The organism is Streptomyces platensis (assembly GCF_008704855.1).
GTDB classification, from domain to species: Bacteria; Actinomycetota; Actinomycetes; order Streptomycetales; family Streptomycetaceae; genus Streptomyces; species Streptomyces platensis.
The window spans coordinates 7,404,820-7,420,153 of record NZ_CP023691.1 but is presented as its reverse complement, the minus strand read 5'-3'; the positions used below and the strand labels follow the sequence as shown (position 1 = coordinate 7,420,153).

The window sequence follows — 15,334 nt, the reverse complement described above, 5'->3', positions numbered from 1 at the left end:
CATCGGGCGGCCGGACGGCTCACGGCGTGTCCGCTTCCGTCTCCCCATCGAGGGCCGTCGCCTCGTCCTGCGCCGCCTGTGCCTCGGCCGGGCGGTCCAGCGCCGCCAGCACGTCACCGAGGGTGCGCAGGGCGCCCGCGAGACGGTGGCGGCCGAGGAGGCCGATACCCGCACGGTGGAGGTCGACGGCTTCCTCGGCGTACGGCAGCGCCTCGGCCGGCCGGTCCAGCTTCGCCAGCAGCTCGCCGAGGGTGTGCAGCGAGACGGCGAGACCGGCCCGGTAGCGGCGGTCACCGGCCTCGGACTCCGCCACCCGCCGCCAGAGACGGACGGCTTCCCGGGCGAACGGCAGCGCCTCCGCAGGCCGGTCCAGTTGCAGCAGCAGCCGGCAGTGGGCGCGCAGGAACAGGGCGAGCGCGATACCGCGGCGCGGGTCCGCGTCGGCCGCTGCCAGGTCACGACGGAGCTCGACGGCTTCCGCCACCAGCGGCAGCCCCTCGGCCGGCCGGTCCAACTGCCCCAGCAGCTCGCCGAGGAAGCACAGGGACCGGGCGAGCGCGATACGGCGGAGCGGGTCCGCGTCGGCCTCCGCCAGACCGCGGCGGAGCGCAATGGCTTCCTCGACGAGCGGCAGCGCCGCATCCGGCCGGTCGTGCTGCTTCAGCCAGGAGGCCTGGTAGTGCAGGGCGGCGGCGAGCGCGGGGCGGCCGCGGTCGGGGTCGGCCTCGGCCAGCTCGCGGTAGAAGGCGACGATGTCCGCGGGCTCCCTCTCCAGGGCGGCGGCTTCGTCCTTCGCGGCCTGCGCCGCGGCCGGCCGGACCAGCGCCGTCAGCAGTTCGCCGAGAACGCCCAGACACATGGCGAGGACGGCGCGATGACGCGCGAGTTCGGTGTCGGCCAGTGGACGACAGAGGTCGACGGCCTCCTCGACATGCGGCAGCGCCTCATCCGGCCGGTCCACCTTCGCCAGCAGCTCACCGAGGGCGCACTGGGACCGCGCGAGCGCGAGTCGGTAACGAGGGTCCGCATCGGCCTCCGCCTGAGCACGGTGCGTGGCGACGTCCCTCCTGGCCGCCCGCAGCTGCCCGCCCCACCGCAGCCTCGCCACCCTCGCGCCCCACCGGCGCCCTTCTTTCCGCACCATCACGTCACCGTTCCCACCACCGTCGTCCCTCCGGCCAGCCTTGATCACCCCCACGGCCCGCAGCGACCGCCATGCGGGTAGTTCCGCGCGCGGGCCCGGCGCGTCACGTCCGGCCCACCCACCACAATCGGCCATCCGGGGACACTCCCCGGCGTCGGTCGAAGGGCGCGCCTCACGCTGATGGCCTGCGGCCAATACCTCGCCGGGGCGATCGGCGCCCGTCATGTGCGGGTGTCCGGCGCCGGCCACGCGCCGCATCAGGACCGGCCGGACGAGGTGAACGCCGTTCTCGCCCGGCTGTGGGAGAGCTGACCCGGGCCGACCGCGAGGGGGCCGGGGCGTGCCGGGAGCCGGACCGCGGCCGCGGCCGTCAGGCGACGTCGATGCCGTACTCCTGCACCAGTGCCTCCAGGCCGCCGGGGAAGCCCTTGCCGCCGCCTACGAAGTCCCAGTCGCCGCCCGCCCGTTGGCGGAACGAGCCGAGGACGAGGGCGGTCTCGCCGCGGCGTCCCTCGGAGACCTCCAGCTGTCCCAGCTCCTCCCCCGACGCGTCCAGCAGCCGGATCCGGGCGTCGGTGAAGCCGGAGAGGTCGGCGTCGGGGTTGACCTGGGGGTCGATCGCCGCGACCAGGACCAGCCGGTCGGCGTCCGGCGGCAGCGCCTCGAAGCGCACCTGTATCGCGGCCCGGTCGGGTGCGAAGCCGGGCAGTATCCGCACCGAGCCGTCCGGGTTGCGCGGGTTGTTGTAGAAGACGAAGTGGTCGTCGCTCAGGACGCTGGTCCCCTTGCACACCAGGGCGCAGACGTCGAGGGCTACCTCGCCGGACCAGTTCATGCCGAGGATGTTGTGGTCCGGCGCCTCCTCGGCGACCGCGGAACCGGCCGGAGCGTCCGTGCCGAGCCGTCCGCGCAGCCCGTACCGGCCGAGCAGATCGACGAGTTCGGAGCCGGCGATCAGGCTGAGGGGTTTGCCGTTGGCGAAGGTGTGGGAGCCGGGGCCGAAGCGGGAGGTCGTCACCAGCACGCCCTTGTTGGCGCCTTCGGCCTGGACCGTGCCGTAGAGATCCCGCACGGCGGTCGGCGGGACGGTGTGGCGGTAGCGCTTGACCTGCACCACGATCTTGCCGCCGCGGATCGGGTCGGGGTCCAGCGCGTCCACATCGACCCCGCCGTCGCCGGAGCGCTGGGTGGTCACGGCCTGCATGCCCATGGCGCGGAACAGCTCGGCGATCAGGTTCTCGAAGGCCAGAGGGTCCATCTCATACAGATCCGGTTCGCTGTCGGTGCCGTGGGCGACGACCTCGCCCCCGACGTCGCCCGGCAGGCGTCCGGGGCGGACCGCGGTCCGCTGGTCGGGGCGCGCGGCGAGCTGCCCGCGCAGCCCCTCGGTCAGGCACTCGACCGCGCTGACCTGCGCGAGGTGGAACGCGTCGAAGGCGCCGCGGGCCGCCATGACGGTCGCCAGATACACCTGGGCGGGGCGGCCGGTCACCGGGTCCACATCGTCCACGAACCCGTTGAGCGCCACCGAGTCCAGCGTGCCGTAGGTGTCCGCGGCGAAGAGGTCACGCAACACCAGCAGCACGCTCTGGGCCAGGACATCGCGGTAGAGCGCCCGGCGCTGCGCGGCCGGCCGGGCGGTCTCCTTCTCCTGGTCGGCGGTGGGCATGTACCGGACGGATTTGGTCTCCGGCACGATGTCGTAGCCGGGGAGCTCCCAGTCCAGGACGAGCTGGCGGGCCGCCGGGTCGTACGCGGCGGCGACCTGCCGGGGAAAGCCCTCAGGCCAGGCGGTGGAGGAGTACAGCGCGGCGGAGAAGTATTCGACGGCGGCGTCCGGGTCACCGTCGCGCAGGCCGGACAGCAGCTCCGCCATCCCGGCGTTGTGCTGCCGGATCCCGGCGAGGGTGCCCGTGGCCCACTGGTCGTACTGCTGCCGGTAGGCCGCGAGTTGGGCCTGCCGCCGGCTCTCGGCGGCCTGTGCGGCATACCAGTCCTGCTCGTAGCGGGCGCGGGCCTCCCCCTGGGCGCGGTCCCGGCGGACGCCGACCTGCCAGCCGCCCGGCGGGGCCTGATAGCGCGCCGGGTCGGGCATCGGTACCGGGGTGGCGAGAGCGCCGGGCGCGAACTCCTCGATGCGCTCGCGGCGCAGCAGCGCGTCCGGGGAGAACGCGGGGGCGCGGCAGCCCTCGGCGAGCAGGCCGGTCAGTGCGGCGACCCGGCTGTCCAGCTCCTCGGTGCGGCGGCGGGCGTCGGCCTCGCGCTGCTGCCGGTAGGCCGTCTGCCGCTCGCGGTGCATCCGCGCCATGGCCCGTTCCGCGTCCCTGGCCTGCCGTTCCTGGTCGCGCTGCTGCTGTGCTCGCGCGCGGCGCTGGGCTTCCTGCTGGCGCTGCTGCTGCCGCTGCGCCTCGGCCCAGATGGCCATTAACCCGTGGGAACGGCGGCTCATGTCGCTCTGTGTCCTCCCCCCGGGGCGGCTGCCCCCGGACCCTGTGGAAGCGGTTTCACCTGCGCTGTTGGTGAGACTTTAGCGGGGGAGGGAGCGGCCGGTCACGGTCGGGTAGGAAGAATCGGCCCCCTTTGCGGGAGCCTTCGCGGGGGCTTCGCGGGTGCCTTCGCGGGTGCCTTCGCGGGTGCCTTCGCGGGTGCCTTCGCCGGGCGTGTGTCGGCGCCGCTACGGGCGTCGCCCGGCCGCCGCCCCGGGCCCCCGGCCGGGCTTCATCCGACCGCCGCCCGCAGCTTCGGCGAGGCCGTATGCGGTCGTGGGACGTCCTTCCGGTGCGTCGGTGGTGCGGTGCCCCGCACGTTCCAGCCCTCGGGGTACGGGTCGATTACCTGCGGGTGCATCGTGGCGGCCCGAGGCCCTCTGGTGCGCCGGGTGGTACGTCCGGTACCTCTCGCAGCGGGGACGCGCCGTTTCGTCCCACCGCCCGCGCCGTTCCGTCCGTCCCACCGCCCGCGCTCTACCGCCCGCACCCGGTACACCCCGCCCTCCCGGCCGTCACGAAGGGATCCCGCCATGGACGACCTCCTGCACTTCCGGGCCGCCGGCACCAGCCTGGTGCTGGACGTGTCCGGTACCGGTCTGCCGCGCGTCGTGCACTGGGGCGCCGACCTCGGTGCGGTCGCGCCCGCCCGGCTCAGCGGGCTGCGCGCCGCCGACGTCCCCCAGACCGTCCCCAACGCGCTGGACGAGCCGGTTCCGGTGAGCGTGCTGCCCCAGCAGTCCGCGGGCTGGCCCGGCACCCCGGGGCTGAGCGGGCATCGTGCGGGCCGTACCGCCGCGCCCGCCTTCACAGTGCGTGGCGGGTCCGTGGAGGACGAGAGCCGGCGGCTGACCGTCGAGGCGGTGGACCCGGACGGCGGTCTGGCGCTCACGCTGAAGGTCGGGCTGACGGATGCCGGGCTGGTGCGGATGCGCGCGGCGGTCACCAACACCGGCGACGGGCCCTACCACCTCAATGGGCTGACGCCCGCGCTGCCGCTCCCCGCGCAGGCCACCGAGCTTCTCGATCTCACCGGACGGCATCTGCGCGAACGTGCCCCGCAACGACATGCGTTCACGCTGGGCACGCATCTGCGGGAGGGCCGGCGCGGGCGCACCGGCAGCGATGCGACGCTGCTGCTGACCGCCGGGGAGGCGGGTTTCGGCTTCCGGTCCGGTGAGGTGTGGGGGCTGCATGTGGCCTGGAGCGGCAACCATCGCACGCTCGCCGAACGCACCCCGGCCGGGCAGGCGGTGCTGGCCGGCGGCGAACTGCTGCTGCCGGGCGAGCTCCGACTGGCCCCGGGAGCGACCTACCACTCCCCCTGGCTCCACGGCTCCTACGGACGCCACGGTCTGGACGAGCTGGCCGGTCGCTTCCACCGCGAGTTGCGGGCCCGCGACGGACACCCGGCCTCGCCCCGGCCGGTCACCCTCAACACCTGGGAGGCGGTCTACTTCGACCAGGACCTGGCCACGCTGGAGCGGCTGGCACGGGCCGCGGCCGAGGTCGGCGCCGAGCGGTTCGTGCTGGACGACGGCTGGTTCCGGGGACGGCGGGACGACCATGCCGGGCTCGGTGACTGGTATGTGGACCCGTCGGTCTGGCCGGACGGGCTGCGGCCGCTGATCGACACCGTGCGGGGGCTGAGGATGCAGTTCGGGCTGTGGGCCGAGCCGGAGATGATCAACCCGGACTCCGATCTGGCCCGTGCACACCCGGACTGGATCCTGGCCGACTCCCCGTCACGGCTGCCACCGGCCTCCCGCCATCAGCAGGTCCTCGATCTGGCGCGCCCCGAGGCGTACGCCTATGTCCGCGAACGGCTGGACACCCTGTTGCGCGCGCACCCCATCGACTATCTGAAGTGGGACCACAACCGGGACCTCGTGGACGCCGCCGCACACCACCAGACGACGGCCACCTACCGGCTGATGGACGAACTGCGGATGCTGCACCCGCAGTTGGAGATCGAGTCCTGTGCGTCCGGTGGCGCACGGGTGGATCTGGGCGTACTGGAGCGTACCGACCGGGTGTGGACCAGCGACTGCATCGATGCACTGGAGCGGCAGCACATCCAGCGCTGGACCGGGCTGTTGCTGCCGCCGGAGCTGCTCGGCGCGCATGTGGGGGCGCCGGTCGCGCATACGACGGGACGGCGGCACACCCTCGATTTCCGGGCGGGGACCGCGCTGTTCTGTCACTTCGGGATCGAGTGGGACCTGACGGCGGCGAGCGCGGCGGAACGGGCGCGGCTGGCCGAGTGGGTGGCGCTGTACCGGGCGCTGCGGCCGTTGCTGCACAGCGGGACGGTGGTGCGCGGCGACCATCCCGACCCGGCGCTGTGGGTGCACGGTGTGGTGGCCGGGGACGCCGGGCGGGCGGTGTTCGCGCTGGTGCAGATGGCCACGAGTGTGCAGTCCCCGGCCGGGCGGGTGCGGCTGCCGGGGCTGGAGCCGGACGCGGACTACCTGCTGTCGCCGCTGGCGCCGGGGGACCGCCCGGAGGGTCCGGTCACTTCCCCGCTGCCCTGGTGGGAGCGGGGCGTGACCCTGCCGGGACGGGTACTGGCCGAGGTGGGCGTGCAGGCGCCGACGCTCTTCCCGGAGCGGCTGGTGCTGCTGGAGGCCGTACGGCAGTGAGCCGGTGACGGGAACGCGATCGGTCATCCGTGGCGGGGATGCAACCGGCCGTCCGTGGCGGGGATACAACCGGCTGTCCGTGGCGGCGAGTTCGACTCCCCTGTAGGGGCGCCGCCCGCTCCGGCACCGAAAGTACGGGCCCCTGGCACTGATTTCGCCTGCGCGTTGCCTTCTTTCCTTTATGGCATTACCTTTGTCGCGTGACTACCGGGTCGGCCATGTGCCATGAGCGAGTGAGGTTCCCGGTCACCACGTGACCGCCAGGCGGGCGCCAAGAGGCCCGCCCCCTCCGCTCTTTCAGCTTTCGCGCGCTGCGCGCTCTCCTTTTCCTGCGGGTTCGGCTCGCGTACGGGTTCCACCCTGCCCGCGCCCCGCTTCCGCACGCATCTTTCGCGCAACCGCGCGCCCTTTCCGTATCCGCCTTTACGGCGCCCGCGCCCCGGACGAATGCTTTTCGCCCGAGGTCAATTCGCCCTGCCCGATGAGCGGCTCCCCGTCTCCCCCGCAGGGTTTCTTCGCGCTGCCCGCATACCTCGGCGGGCTCACCCGTACTTTCCCATCCTGGAGAAAACACCGAATATGCCGATCGATTTCAACCGACAGATCATCGAGGAGTTCCGCGCCAACGGCGGGCGTGTCGGCGGCCCCTTCGAGGGCGGCCGACTGCTTCTGCTGACCACTACGGGTGCGCGGTCCGGCGCCCCGCACACCACTCCGCTCGGTTACCTTCCCGACGGCGGTGGACGGGTCCTGGTCATCGCCTCGGCCGCCGGCGCCCCGAAGCATCCGGCCTGGTACCACAACCTGGTGGCCCATCCCCGTGTCACCGTCGAGGCCAGCGTCTTCACCTATGAGGCGCAGGCCGTTGTCCTGGAAGGCGCCGAACGCGACCAGGCCTTCGCCCGCGCGGCCGCGACCGATCCCGGTTGGTCCGACTACCAGGAGAGGACGGAGCGCATCCTTCCGGTGGTGGCCCTGGAGGAAATCCCGGCCGGGCCGCCGCAGATCAACGCGTCCTCGGCGGGCGCGGCACTCAAGGCCGTACACGACGGATTCCGCCAGGAACTCGCCCTGATCCGCAAGGAAATCGCCGCATCGGGCCCGGGGCTCGGCGCCCAGCTCCGGGTGAACTGTCTGACCCTCTGCCAGGGGTTGAACAATCACCACACCGGTGAGGACGCCGGAATGTTTCCGATGCTCGGCCGGAACCACCCCGAACTCGCACCGGCCCTTGAGCGACTTCAGGAGGAACACCAGAAACTCGCGGTCCTCCTCGCCGCCCTCCAGAAAGCCATCTCCACCCAGGACGCGGATCCCCAGCAAGTGCTCGCCGAAGTCGAGCGCCTCACAAAGGAGGTGGAAGACCATCTCACCTATGAGGAAGAGCAGTTGATTCCGGTCCTCGACGGCGGAATGTGCTGAACCGCGGGATCCGCCGGGCGGGCACGACGGTCAGATGACGCCGTCGTGTCCCGCCCAGTACGGATCCCGTAGCAGCCGCTTGAAGAGTTTTCCCGACTCATCGCGCGGCAGCCGCTCCTCGAAAACCACGGCCCGGGGGACCTTGTACCCGGCGAGCCGCGCCGCGACATGGGCACGTACCGTCTCGGCGCTCAGCAGCACGCCGGGTTCGGTCTCCAGATGCACGGCGAGGACCTCGCCGAACTCCTCGTCGGGGATGCCGAAGACCGCCACGTCCTGGACCCCGTCGAGGGCCAGCAGACAGCCCTCGATCTCCGCGGGGTAGATGTTGACCCCGCCGGAGATGACCATGTCGTTGCGGCGGTCGCTGAGGTAGAGATAGCCGTCGGCGTCGAGATGGCCGATGTCGCCGATGGTGACGTACCCGGGCAGGCCCGCCGCTTCCATGGCGGCGCGCTTGTCCGGGTCGCCGAGGTAGGTGAACCGGGGCCAGTCCTCGGCGGGTTTGAGGTAGATGTCGCCGGTGGCGCCGGTCGGCAGCGGCTCCCCGTCGGGGCCGAGCACCTCGACCCCGCAGGTGCCGGTGGCCCGTCCGACGGTGCCGGGGTGGGCCAGCCACTCCGCGCTGTCGCACCAGGTCACGGCGCCGGTCTCACTGCCGCCGTAGTACTCCCGGAGCACCGGTCCCAGCCAGTCGATCATGGCGTGTTTGATATGCGGCGGGCATGGCGCCGCGGCATGCACGACCGAGGTGAGCGAGGACAGGTCGTAGCGCTCACGGACGTCCTTGGGCAGTCGCAGCAGCCGTACGAACATCGTGGGCACCACCTGCACCTGCTCGATGCGGTGGTGTGCGATCAGCCGGAGGAACTCCTCGGCGTCGAAGCGCGGCATCAGCGTGATGTCCAGCCCGGCCGCGAGCGCGAGGACGGCGTGCTGGCTGGGCGATGCGTGGTAGAGCGGGGCGGGGATGAGCGTACGGCCGCCGGGGGCGACGGCGAAGTACTCCAGGAACCGCAGCACCGCCTCCTCCAGCCGGTCAGCGGCGACGGGTTCGCGCAGCACTCCCTTGGGGCGGCCGGTGGTTCCGGAGCTGTAGATGATGGTGGGCGGGCGTTCCGCGGCGGCCTCGGGCAGCGGTGCGCGGCCCTCCAGCCAGTCGTCAAGCAGCGGGTGTGCGCCGGTGGGCGGCGGCAGGGCGATCCCGCAGGCGGCCGCGACACCGGCCGGGACGGCCACCTCGACGATCCGTACGCCGTCGGGCAGCACGGCGGACACCGCGGCCAGCAGATCGGTGTGTACGAAGACGACCTTGCTGCCGCTGTCGGTGAGCACATGCCGCAGCTCGTGGTGGCGGAAGTGCCAGTTGACGGGTACCGCCGAGGCACCGAGGAGCGCGGCGCCGGCGGTGATCTCCAGATGGGCGGGCTCGTTGCGCAGCACCACGGCGATCCGGTCGCCCGGCTCGACTCCCCACTCCACCAGGCCGTTCGCTATCCGCGCCGCACGGTCGAGGAAGGCCGGATAGTCGCGTTCATGGCCCGCACAGCGGATGGCCGGGGCCCCGGCGGCGGATCGGACGACGGCTTCCATGGTGCCTCCAGTGAGTGCGACCGGCTCGCTCATTGAACCGGCAAGGGGCGCTACCCGCCAGGGCACTGACCATGCGTCAGCACCGGTTCCGGCCATCGAACGCCCCCTTCTCGGCCACTCCCCCGCACCCCTCTTAGATCCGAGGTCTCCCGGCTCACCAGCGGTCAACTCCCCCAACTCTGCGCCTCTTTCCCCAAGGTGCTCCGATGTTTGTGGCGCCCGGGGTCTTCCGGTCCGGGTGCGGGGGCTGCACCATGCGGGATGGCACAGGAGGCACGTACGTGACCAACTGACCCGAGGAGCGAGCGATGCACAGCCGCACAAGACGGTTCGGGCTGCTGGGACTGACGGGGGCGCTGGGCGCCCTGCTGCTGACCGCCGGCGGCCCCGGGGCCGCCGCGCAGCCCCCGCCCCGGCCCACCGCCGGCCCCGGCACCAACCACGCCACCGACGACCCCTTCACCTCGGCGCGCACCTCGTGGTGGCGGCAGAGCCGCTTCGGGATGTTCATCCACATCGGCGCGTACTCGAATCTGGAGGGCGAGTACACCCGGCCCGACGGCACGGTCTGCCGCAACGCGGAGTGGATCAAGCGCGAGTGCCGGATCCCGGACGAGGAGTACGAGCGGCAGGCAGCCACCTTCAATCCGTCCGCCTTCGACGCCCGCGCGATCGTCCGGGCGGCGCAGGACGCCGGTCAGCGCTACATAGTCATCACCGCCAAACACCATGACGGCTATGCGATGTGGCCGACGCGGCAGAACACCTGGAATCTGCGCGATCACTCCGCCTTCGACCCGCGGCGCGACCTCCTCGCCGAGCTGAAGAAGGCCGCCGACGCCGCCGGGATCAAGCTCGGCTTCTACTACTCGATCTGGGACTGGCACGACCCGGACTTCGCCGGCCCGGGCACCTTCCCGCGCTACCAGAAGCGGATGTACGCCCAGCTCAAGGAGCTGATCGACACCTATGACCCGGCGCTGCTGTGGTTCGACGGCGAGTGGGACACGGACAACCCCACCAACCCCTGGTCCCGCCGGGACGGTGCGGACCTCCAGGCGTATCTGCACACCCTGAACCCGCGTCTGATCGTCAACAACCGCGTCGGCAAGCGCGAGGTGGTCGACGGCGATTTCGGCACGCCGGAGCAGGAGATCCCGGCGGAGCCGGTGGACGGGCAGCTGTGGGAGAGCTGTATGACGCTCAACGACCACTGGGGCTTCGCCAAGTACGACACCCACTGGAAGTCGTCGGAGACCGTGCTGCGCAATCTGCTGGACGTGGCCGGCCGCGGCGGCAACTATCTGCTCAACGTAGGGCCGGACCGGCTCGGGCGCATCCCGCAGCCGTCCGTCGACCGGCTGCGCGAGACCGGCCGCTGGCTGGCCGCGCACGGTCAGGGCGACGCGGTGTACGGGGCCGGGCACACCGGGCTGGTGGCGGACCCGCCCTGGGGCGCGGTCTCCCGCCGGGGCAACGAGCTGTATGCCTCGGTCACCTCCTGGCCGGCTGCCGGCGCTCCCCTCCACCTCACGGCCAGGGCGCCGTTCGACATCACCGCCGCCCGGGTGCTGGGAAGTTCCCAGCAGGTGAAGATCGCCCGCTCCGGGGACGGCTTCGACCTCACTCCGTCCGGCGCGGCCACCGATGCGCGGGCGAGCGTCATCCGGCTCACCATCCGGCCGCCGGCCGCGGCGCCCGCCGGCAACGGCACCGGGCTGACGGCACAGAGCTGGGCCAATGACTCCTTCTCCGGCCCGCCCGCGGCGACCGCCGTCGACCCGACGGTGAACAAGTCCTACCGCTTCGACGGCTCACCGGCCCCGGAGATCCCCGCCGATCACTTCAGCACCCGCTGGACCGGCAGCATCCAGCCGCGCTACGACGAGACGTACACCTTCACCACGGTCTCGGACGACACCGTGCGGCTGTGGATCGACGGCAAGCCGGTGATCGACAGCGCCACCCCACACGGCCCGAAGGTCGACAAGGGGACGGTCACCCTGAAAGCCGGTCACCGGCACCGTATCCGGATCGACTACACGGAGCAGACCGGCGAGGCCCATATGAAGCTGCTGTGGTCCAGCCCGAGCCAGGACCGGCAGATCGTGCCACGGGGTCAGCTCTACGCCGACTGACCTCGGCCGGGGACGGGAAATCGACCGCCCCCGTTGGGCCGTTCGGGTCACCGCGGGCCCTGAGGTGACCGGCCCTGCGTCGGGGCGCCGTTGTCGGTGCCCGCTCCTATGCTCGGGGAGCATGGACAACGACGAGATCCTGCGAAGCCATGGCGAGGCTCTCGCGCTCTTCGGGACCCGGGTGCATGCCGTCCGCGACGACCAGTGGGACGGCCCCACGCCGTGCACGGACTGGTCGGTGCGCGCGCTGGTGAACCACCTCACCGCCGAGCAGCTGTGGGTGCCCCGCCTGGTGCGCGACGGCGCCTCGATCACGGACGTCGGCGCGGAGTATGACGGCGATGTGCTCGGGGACGACCCGGCCGGAGCCTGGGACCGCGCGGCGGTGGCCGCCGTGGCGGCGTTCGCCGAGCGCGGTGCGCTGAACCGCCCGGTCCAGCTGTCCTACGGCACCCAGCGGGCCGGCGCGTACTGCACCCAGATGATGGCCGACGCGGTGGTGCACACCTGGGATCTGTCCCGGGCGATCGGCGCCGAGGAGCGGCTGCCCGACCACTTGGCCGCGGCGGCGCTGCGTGAGGTGGAGCCGTATGCCCCCGGGCTCTCCGCTTCCGGGCTGTTCGCCCCCGCGGTCGAGCCGCCGGCGGACGCCGACGCGCTCACCCGGCTGCTGTGCCTGCTCGGGCGCCGGCCCTGACCCGGGAGGGAGGCCCACGGGTCAAGGCCGGCGCCACACCTGAGATCAGCCGATCAGTCGATGCCGCGGAAGATATTCGGCTCGGCGGGATCGTCGTCACAGCCGGCCAGGCGCACCGGGGCACAGCGGTCCCAGACTTCCAGATTGCGGACTTCCTTGATCCGGCCTGGCCGCTCGCCCCGCTTCAAACGGGGCTGCTTGTGTTGAGCCTTATGCACAGCCACCACGCACTCCTTCATCGAGGTATTGGTTCCGACGCGGTGGCGCCTCTTTCACAAACCGGGAGGTCAGCCAAGGTTTGTGGCGTTCCCGCGACGGGCCAATGGTGTTGGCGTCTCCCAGAAAGGTCGTCCGTCGCCCCTCAGAGTAACGACGCCGCACGCGGCGCGCTCGACGTTTTCCGTTGCGGAAGTCAAGTCCTCGGAAAGCGCGAATAACGCCCCCCTCAATGACGGGGCAAAAGGGTGAGTTTTGTGATGCACATCACTCACTCCAACGGCCCTGCGGTTGCTGCATTCGCCTCGCTCCTCAACGCTGGGAAGGAGCGAAGGATCCAGCCACCGAAGCCGCGCGCCATGCCGCGGAGCGCGCGGCCGCGGTGCTACCCATGGGCGGGTGGCATGGTTCTCCGATTCCGGTTACTGGCTCGGGCGGCTGGTCTTCCAGCGCACGCTGGCCGTTCTCTATGTGGTCGCGTTCCTCGCGGCGGTGCGGCAGTTCCGGGCACTGATCGGTGCGCGCGGCATGCTGCCGGTGCCCGCTTACGTGGACATGGTGCCGTTCCGCGCGGCGCCCTCGGTCTTCCACTGGCACTACTCGGACCGTTTCTTCGCCCTGTGGTCGTGGAGCGGGGTCCTGCTCGCCGCGGCGGTGGCGGCGGGGGCCGCGGACGCCGTGCCGCTGTGGGCGTCGATGGTGCTGTGGGCCGCGCTGTGGGCGATGTATCTGTCCATCGTGAACGTCGGGCAGACCTGGTACGGCTTCGGCTGGGAGTCGCTGCTGCTGGAGGCGGGCTCGCTGGCGGTGTTCCTCGGCAATGCCGAGACCGCTCCCCCGGTGACGGTCATGTGGCTGCTGCGATGGCTGCTGTTCCGGGTGGAGTTCGGGGCCGGGCTGATCAAGATGCGCGGCGACACCTGCTGGCGGGATCTGACCTGCCTCTACTACCACCATGAGACCCAGCCGATGCCGGGGCCGCTGAGCTGGTTCTTCCACCATCTGCCCAAGCCCCTGCACCGGGTCGAGGTGGCCGCCAACCATGCCGCCCAACTCGCCGTGCCGGTCCTGCTGTTCACCCCGCAGCCGATCGCGGGGTGGGCGGCGCTCGTGATGGTGGTCACCCAGCTGTGGCTGGTGCTGTCCGGCAACTTCGCCTGGCTGAACTGGGTGACCATCGCGCTCGCCCTGTCGGCGGCCGCCCCGCTGTGGGCGCAGCCCGCCGCGCCGCTGCCGGCGCCGCCCGTCTGGTTCGAGGTCCTGGTCCTCCTCGCCACCGCCGGGGTCCTCGCGCTCAGCTACCGCCCGGCCCGCAATCTGCTGGCCCGGCAGCAGCTGATGAACACGTCCTACGAGTCGCTGCATCTGGTCAACTCGTACGGGGCGTTCGGCAGTATCACCCGGGTCCGCCGGGAGATCGTGGTGGAGGGGACGGCGGACGCGGTGACCGGGCCGGACACCACCTGGCTCGCGTACGAGTTCCACGGCAAGCCGGGTGCGGTGCGCCGGCTGCCGCGCCAGTTCGCGCCGTATCACCTGCGGCTGGACTGGCTGATGTGGTTCGCCGCGCTGTCCCCGGCCTACGCACAGGCGTGGTTCGTGCCGTTCGTGGCCCGGCTGCTGGAGAACGACCGGGATACGCTGCGGCTGCTGCGCGGCAATCCGTTCCCCGATCTGCCGCCGGCCCGGATCCGGGCCCGGGTCTTCCGCTACCGCTTCACGTCCTGGCGGGAACTGCGGGATACCGGGGCGTGGTGGCATCGCACCGAGGAGCGGGAGTTTCTGCCGCCTCTGGCGCGGTCAGCTCTGCGCGGAAGGCGATGACCATATCGCGGGCATGGCGCAGTCCGATGCGCGTGAAGTCCTTTTCCAGCGCGGCGAGTTCGGCCAGGGTCTCCTGCTCGTCGCGGCCGAGGCGGGCACGGGACTTGGCGAGGCCGAGCCGGGAGAGCGCCACGCCGCGCGGCTCCTGCATCTCGCGGAACTCCGCCAGCGAGAGGGTGTAGGTCTCCCGCGCCGACTCGTAACGGCCCGCCCGGTAGAAGACGTTGGCGCGCATCTTGTGGTTGTACGCGAGCGCGCTCGCCAGGTCCATCGTGCGGCAGATGGTCTCCGCCTCCGACAGCAGCGCCAGCGCTCGGTCCGTCTCGCCCTGTACGGAAAGGACATCGGCGACACCGCGCAGCGACCAGGCGCGGCCGCGGGCGTCATCGGCCTCGGCGGCGATCCGGGCGGACTCCTCGAACAGCTCCAGGGCCTTGTCGTAGCCGCCGGTGTTGCGGTGCATCTGGGCTATGCCGGACATCGCCCAGACCATGTGGCGGGCCTCGCCGTGCGCCCGGCCCTGTTCGAGCAGTTGCTCATGGAGCTCGGCGACCGCGGCGTAGTCGCCCTGTATGCGACCGGTCTCGGCGAGGCCGGCGAGCGAGTAGCCGTGGGCGAGGCGGTCGCCGCTGCCCTCGGCCAGCGCGACGGCGTGGGTGAGCAGCCGGCGGGCGAGCGGCAGGGTGCCGCACTGGCGGGCCAGGGTGCCGCCGCTCCACAGGGCCCAGGCCATGGCGCCCGGGTCGCCGGCGGTGCGGGCGCTGCGGTAGCTCTCCCGCCAGGCGTCCCCCGCCTCCGTCACCCGGCCGAGCCGGCGGTTGGCCTCGGCGACCGCGAGTGCGGCCCGGGACCGCTCCAGCGGTGTGCCCGCGTCGGCGTGTGCCCGGCTCGCCGTCGCCAGCACCTCCTCGTAGGAGGAGTTCACACCCAGGGCCGCGCCCAACTCGCCCTGATATTCAGGGGCGAATGCCTTGCCGTACATAGATCCGTGGCCCTCTCGACTCATCTCCGTGCCTTGATCAACAACCTATGGGCGGTGGGGGGTCCGGCGAATCCGCCCGCGTATGGGTTGTGCCGTACGACTCGAGTGCTACGGATGAGGACCATGGTCATCTTGAGGATGTACGGGTCCGTCAGGGTCATCCCACCTAAGGGAGACCCGCGAGCCCGGC

Annotated in this window: 11 protein-coding genes; 6 read left to right on the top strand and 5 right to left on the bottom strand. The window is 71.9% G+C overall.

Translation table 11 applies throughout. The features are described 5' to 3' along the window. Window positions 1-19: 19 nt before the first annotated feature. A complete protein-coding gene (locus tag CP981_RS32800) occupies window positions 20-1,108 on the bottom strand; it encodes a tetratricopeptide repeat protein (RefSeq protein ID WP_085922486.1) in 1,089 nt (362 codons plus the stop codon). A 216-nt stretch (window positions 1,109-1,324) separates the two neighbouring features. Here CP981_RS32800 and CP981_RS39290 point away from each other — a divergent pair, with 216 nt between their 5' ends. Beyond that, a complete protein-coding gene (locus CP981_RS39290) occupies window positions 1,325-1,456 on the top strand; it encodes an alpha/beta fold hydrolase (protein WP_280117050.1) in 132 nt (43 codons plus the stop codon). 58 nt (window positions 1,457-1,514) lie between these two features. Here the strand turns inward: CP981_RS39290 and CP981_RS32790 are convergent, their stop codons facing one another. Next, complete coding sequence (locus CP981_RS32790) at window positions 1,515-3,593, bottom strand: restriction endonuclease (protein WP_085922487.1); 2,079 nt, start codon at window positions 3,591-3,593, stop codon at window positions 1,515-1,517. Window positions 3,594-4,163: 570 nt separating this feature from the next. Here CP981_RS32790 and CP981_RS32785 point away from each other — a divergent pair. Together CP981_RS32785 and CP981_RS32780 are read left to right on the top strand one after the other, a co-directional pair. Continuing rightward, window positions 4,164-6,272 carry an alpha-galactosidase gene (locus CP981_RS32785; protein ID WP_085922488.1) on the top strand — a complete coding sequence of 703 codons (2,109 nt, stop codon included), beginning with the start codon at window positions 4,164-4,166 and terminating at the stop codon, window positions 6,270-6,272. A gap of 579 nt (window positions 6,273-6,851) precedes the next feature. Further along, on the top strand, window positions 6,852-7,694 hold the full coding sequence (locus tag CP981_RS32780) for a nitroreductase/quinone reductase family protein (RefSeq protein WP_085922489.1): 843 nt from the start codon (window positions 6,852-6,854) through the stop codon (window positions 7,692-7,694). Window positions 7,695-7,724: 30 nt separating this feature from the next. Here the strand turns inward: CP981_RS32780 and CP981_RS32775 are convergent, their stop codons facing one another. Further along, window positions 7,725-9,287 (bottom strand): AMP-binding protein, encoded by a 1,563-nt coding sequence (locus CP981_RS32775; protein WP_085922490.1) that lies wholly within the window; start codon window positions 9,285-9,287, stop codon window positions 7,725-7,727. A gap of 308 nt (window positions 9,288-9,595) precedes the next feature. On the opposite strand from CP981_RS32775, the gene CP981_RS32770 reads away from it, so the two are divergent. Then, entirely contained in the window at window positions 9,596-11,425 is a 1,830-nt protein-coding gene (locus tag CP981_RS32770; RefSeq protein ID WP_085922491.1) for an alpha-L-fucosidase, read from the top strand. Between the two features lie 121 nt (window positions 11,426-11,546). After that, window positions 11,547-12,122, top strand: coding sequence for a TIGR03086 family metal-binding protein (locus tag CP981_RS32765; RefSeq protein WP_085922492.1), 576 nt, complete (start codon window positions 11,547-11,549; stop codon window positions 12,120-12,122). 53 nt (window positions 12,123-12,175) lie between these two features. On the opposite strand, the gene CP981_RS37940 is transcribed toward CP981_RS32765, so the two are convergent. Then, on the bottom strand, window positions 12,176-12,346 hold the full coding sequence (locus CP981_RS37940) for a hypothetical protein (protein ID WP_158092607.1): 171 nt from the start codon (window positions 12,344-12,346) through the stop codon (window positions 12,176-12,178). A gap of 391 nt (window positions 12,347-12,737) precedes the next feature. On the opposite strand from CP981_RS37940, the gene CP981_RS32760 reads away from it, so the two are divergent. Continuing rightward, window positions 12,738-14,162, top strand: coding sequence for a lipase maturation factor family protein (locus CP981_RS32760; RefSeq protein ID WP_085922494.1), 1,425 nt, complete (start codon window positions 12,738-12,740; stop codon window positions 14,160-14,162). Here CP981_RS32760 and CP981_RS32755 read toward each other — a convergent pair. After that, window positions 14,056-15,144 (bottom strand): tetratricopeptide repeat protein, encoded by a 1,089-nt coding sequence (locus CP981_RS32755; protein WP_085922495.1) that lies wholly within the window; start codon window positions 15,142-15,144, stop codon window positions 14,056-14,058. The genes CP981_RS32760 and CP981_RS32755 overlap by 107 nt on opposite strands. Window positions 15,145-15,334: the final 190 nt, after the last annotated feature.

Coding starts and splice junctions, on each gene's coding strand:
- CP981_RS32790 (WP_085922487.1), bottom strand. CDS start 3,593: ATGAGCCGCCGTTCCCACGGGTTAATGGCCATCTGGGCCGAGGCGCAG.
- CP981_RS32770 (WP_085922491.1), top strand. CDS start 9,596: ATGCACAGCCGCACAAGACGGTTCGGGCTGCTGGGACTGACGGGGGCG.
- CP981_RS32765 (WP_085922492.1), top strand. CDS start 11,547: ATGGACAACGACGAGATCCTGCGAAGCCATGGCGAGGCTCTCGCGCTC.
- CP981_RS32755 (WP_085922495.1), bottom strand. CDS start 15,144: ATGTACGGCAAGGCATTCGCCCCTGAATATCAGGGCGAGTTGGGCGCG.
- CP981_RS32780 (WP_085922489.1), top strand. CDS start 6,852: ATGCCGATCGATTTCAACCGACAGATCATCGAGGAGTTCCGCGCCAAC.
- CP981_RS32785 (WP_085922488.1), top strand. CDS start 4,164: ATGGACGACCTCCTGCACTTCCGGGCCGCCGGCACCAGCCTGGTGCTG.
- CP981_RS39290 (WP_280117050.1), top strand. CDS start 1,325: ATGGCCTGCGGCCAATACCTCGCCGGGGCGATCGGCGCCCGTCATGTG.
- CP981_RS32775 (WP_085922490.1), bottom strand. CDS start 9,287: ATGGAAGCCGTCGTCCGATCCGCCGCCGGGGCCCCGGCCATCCGCTGT.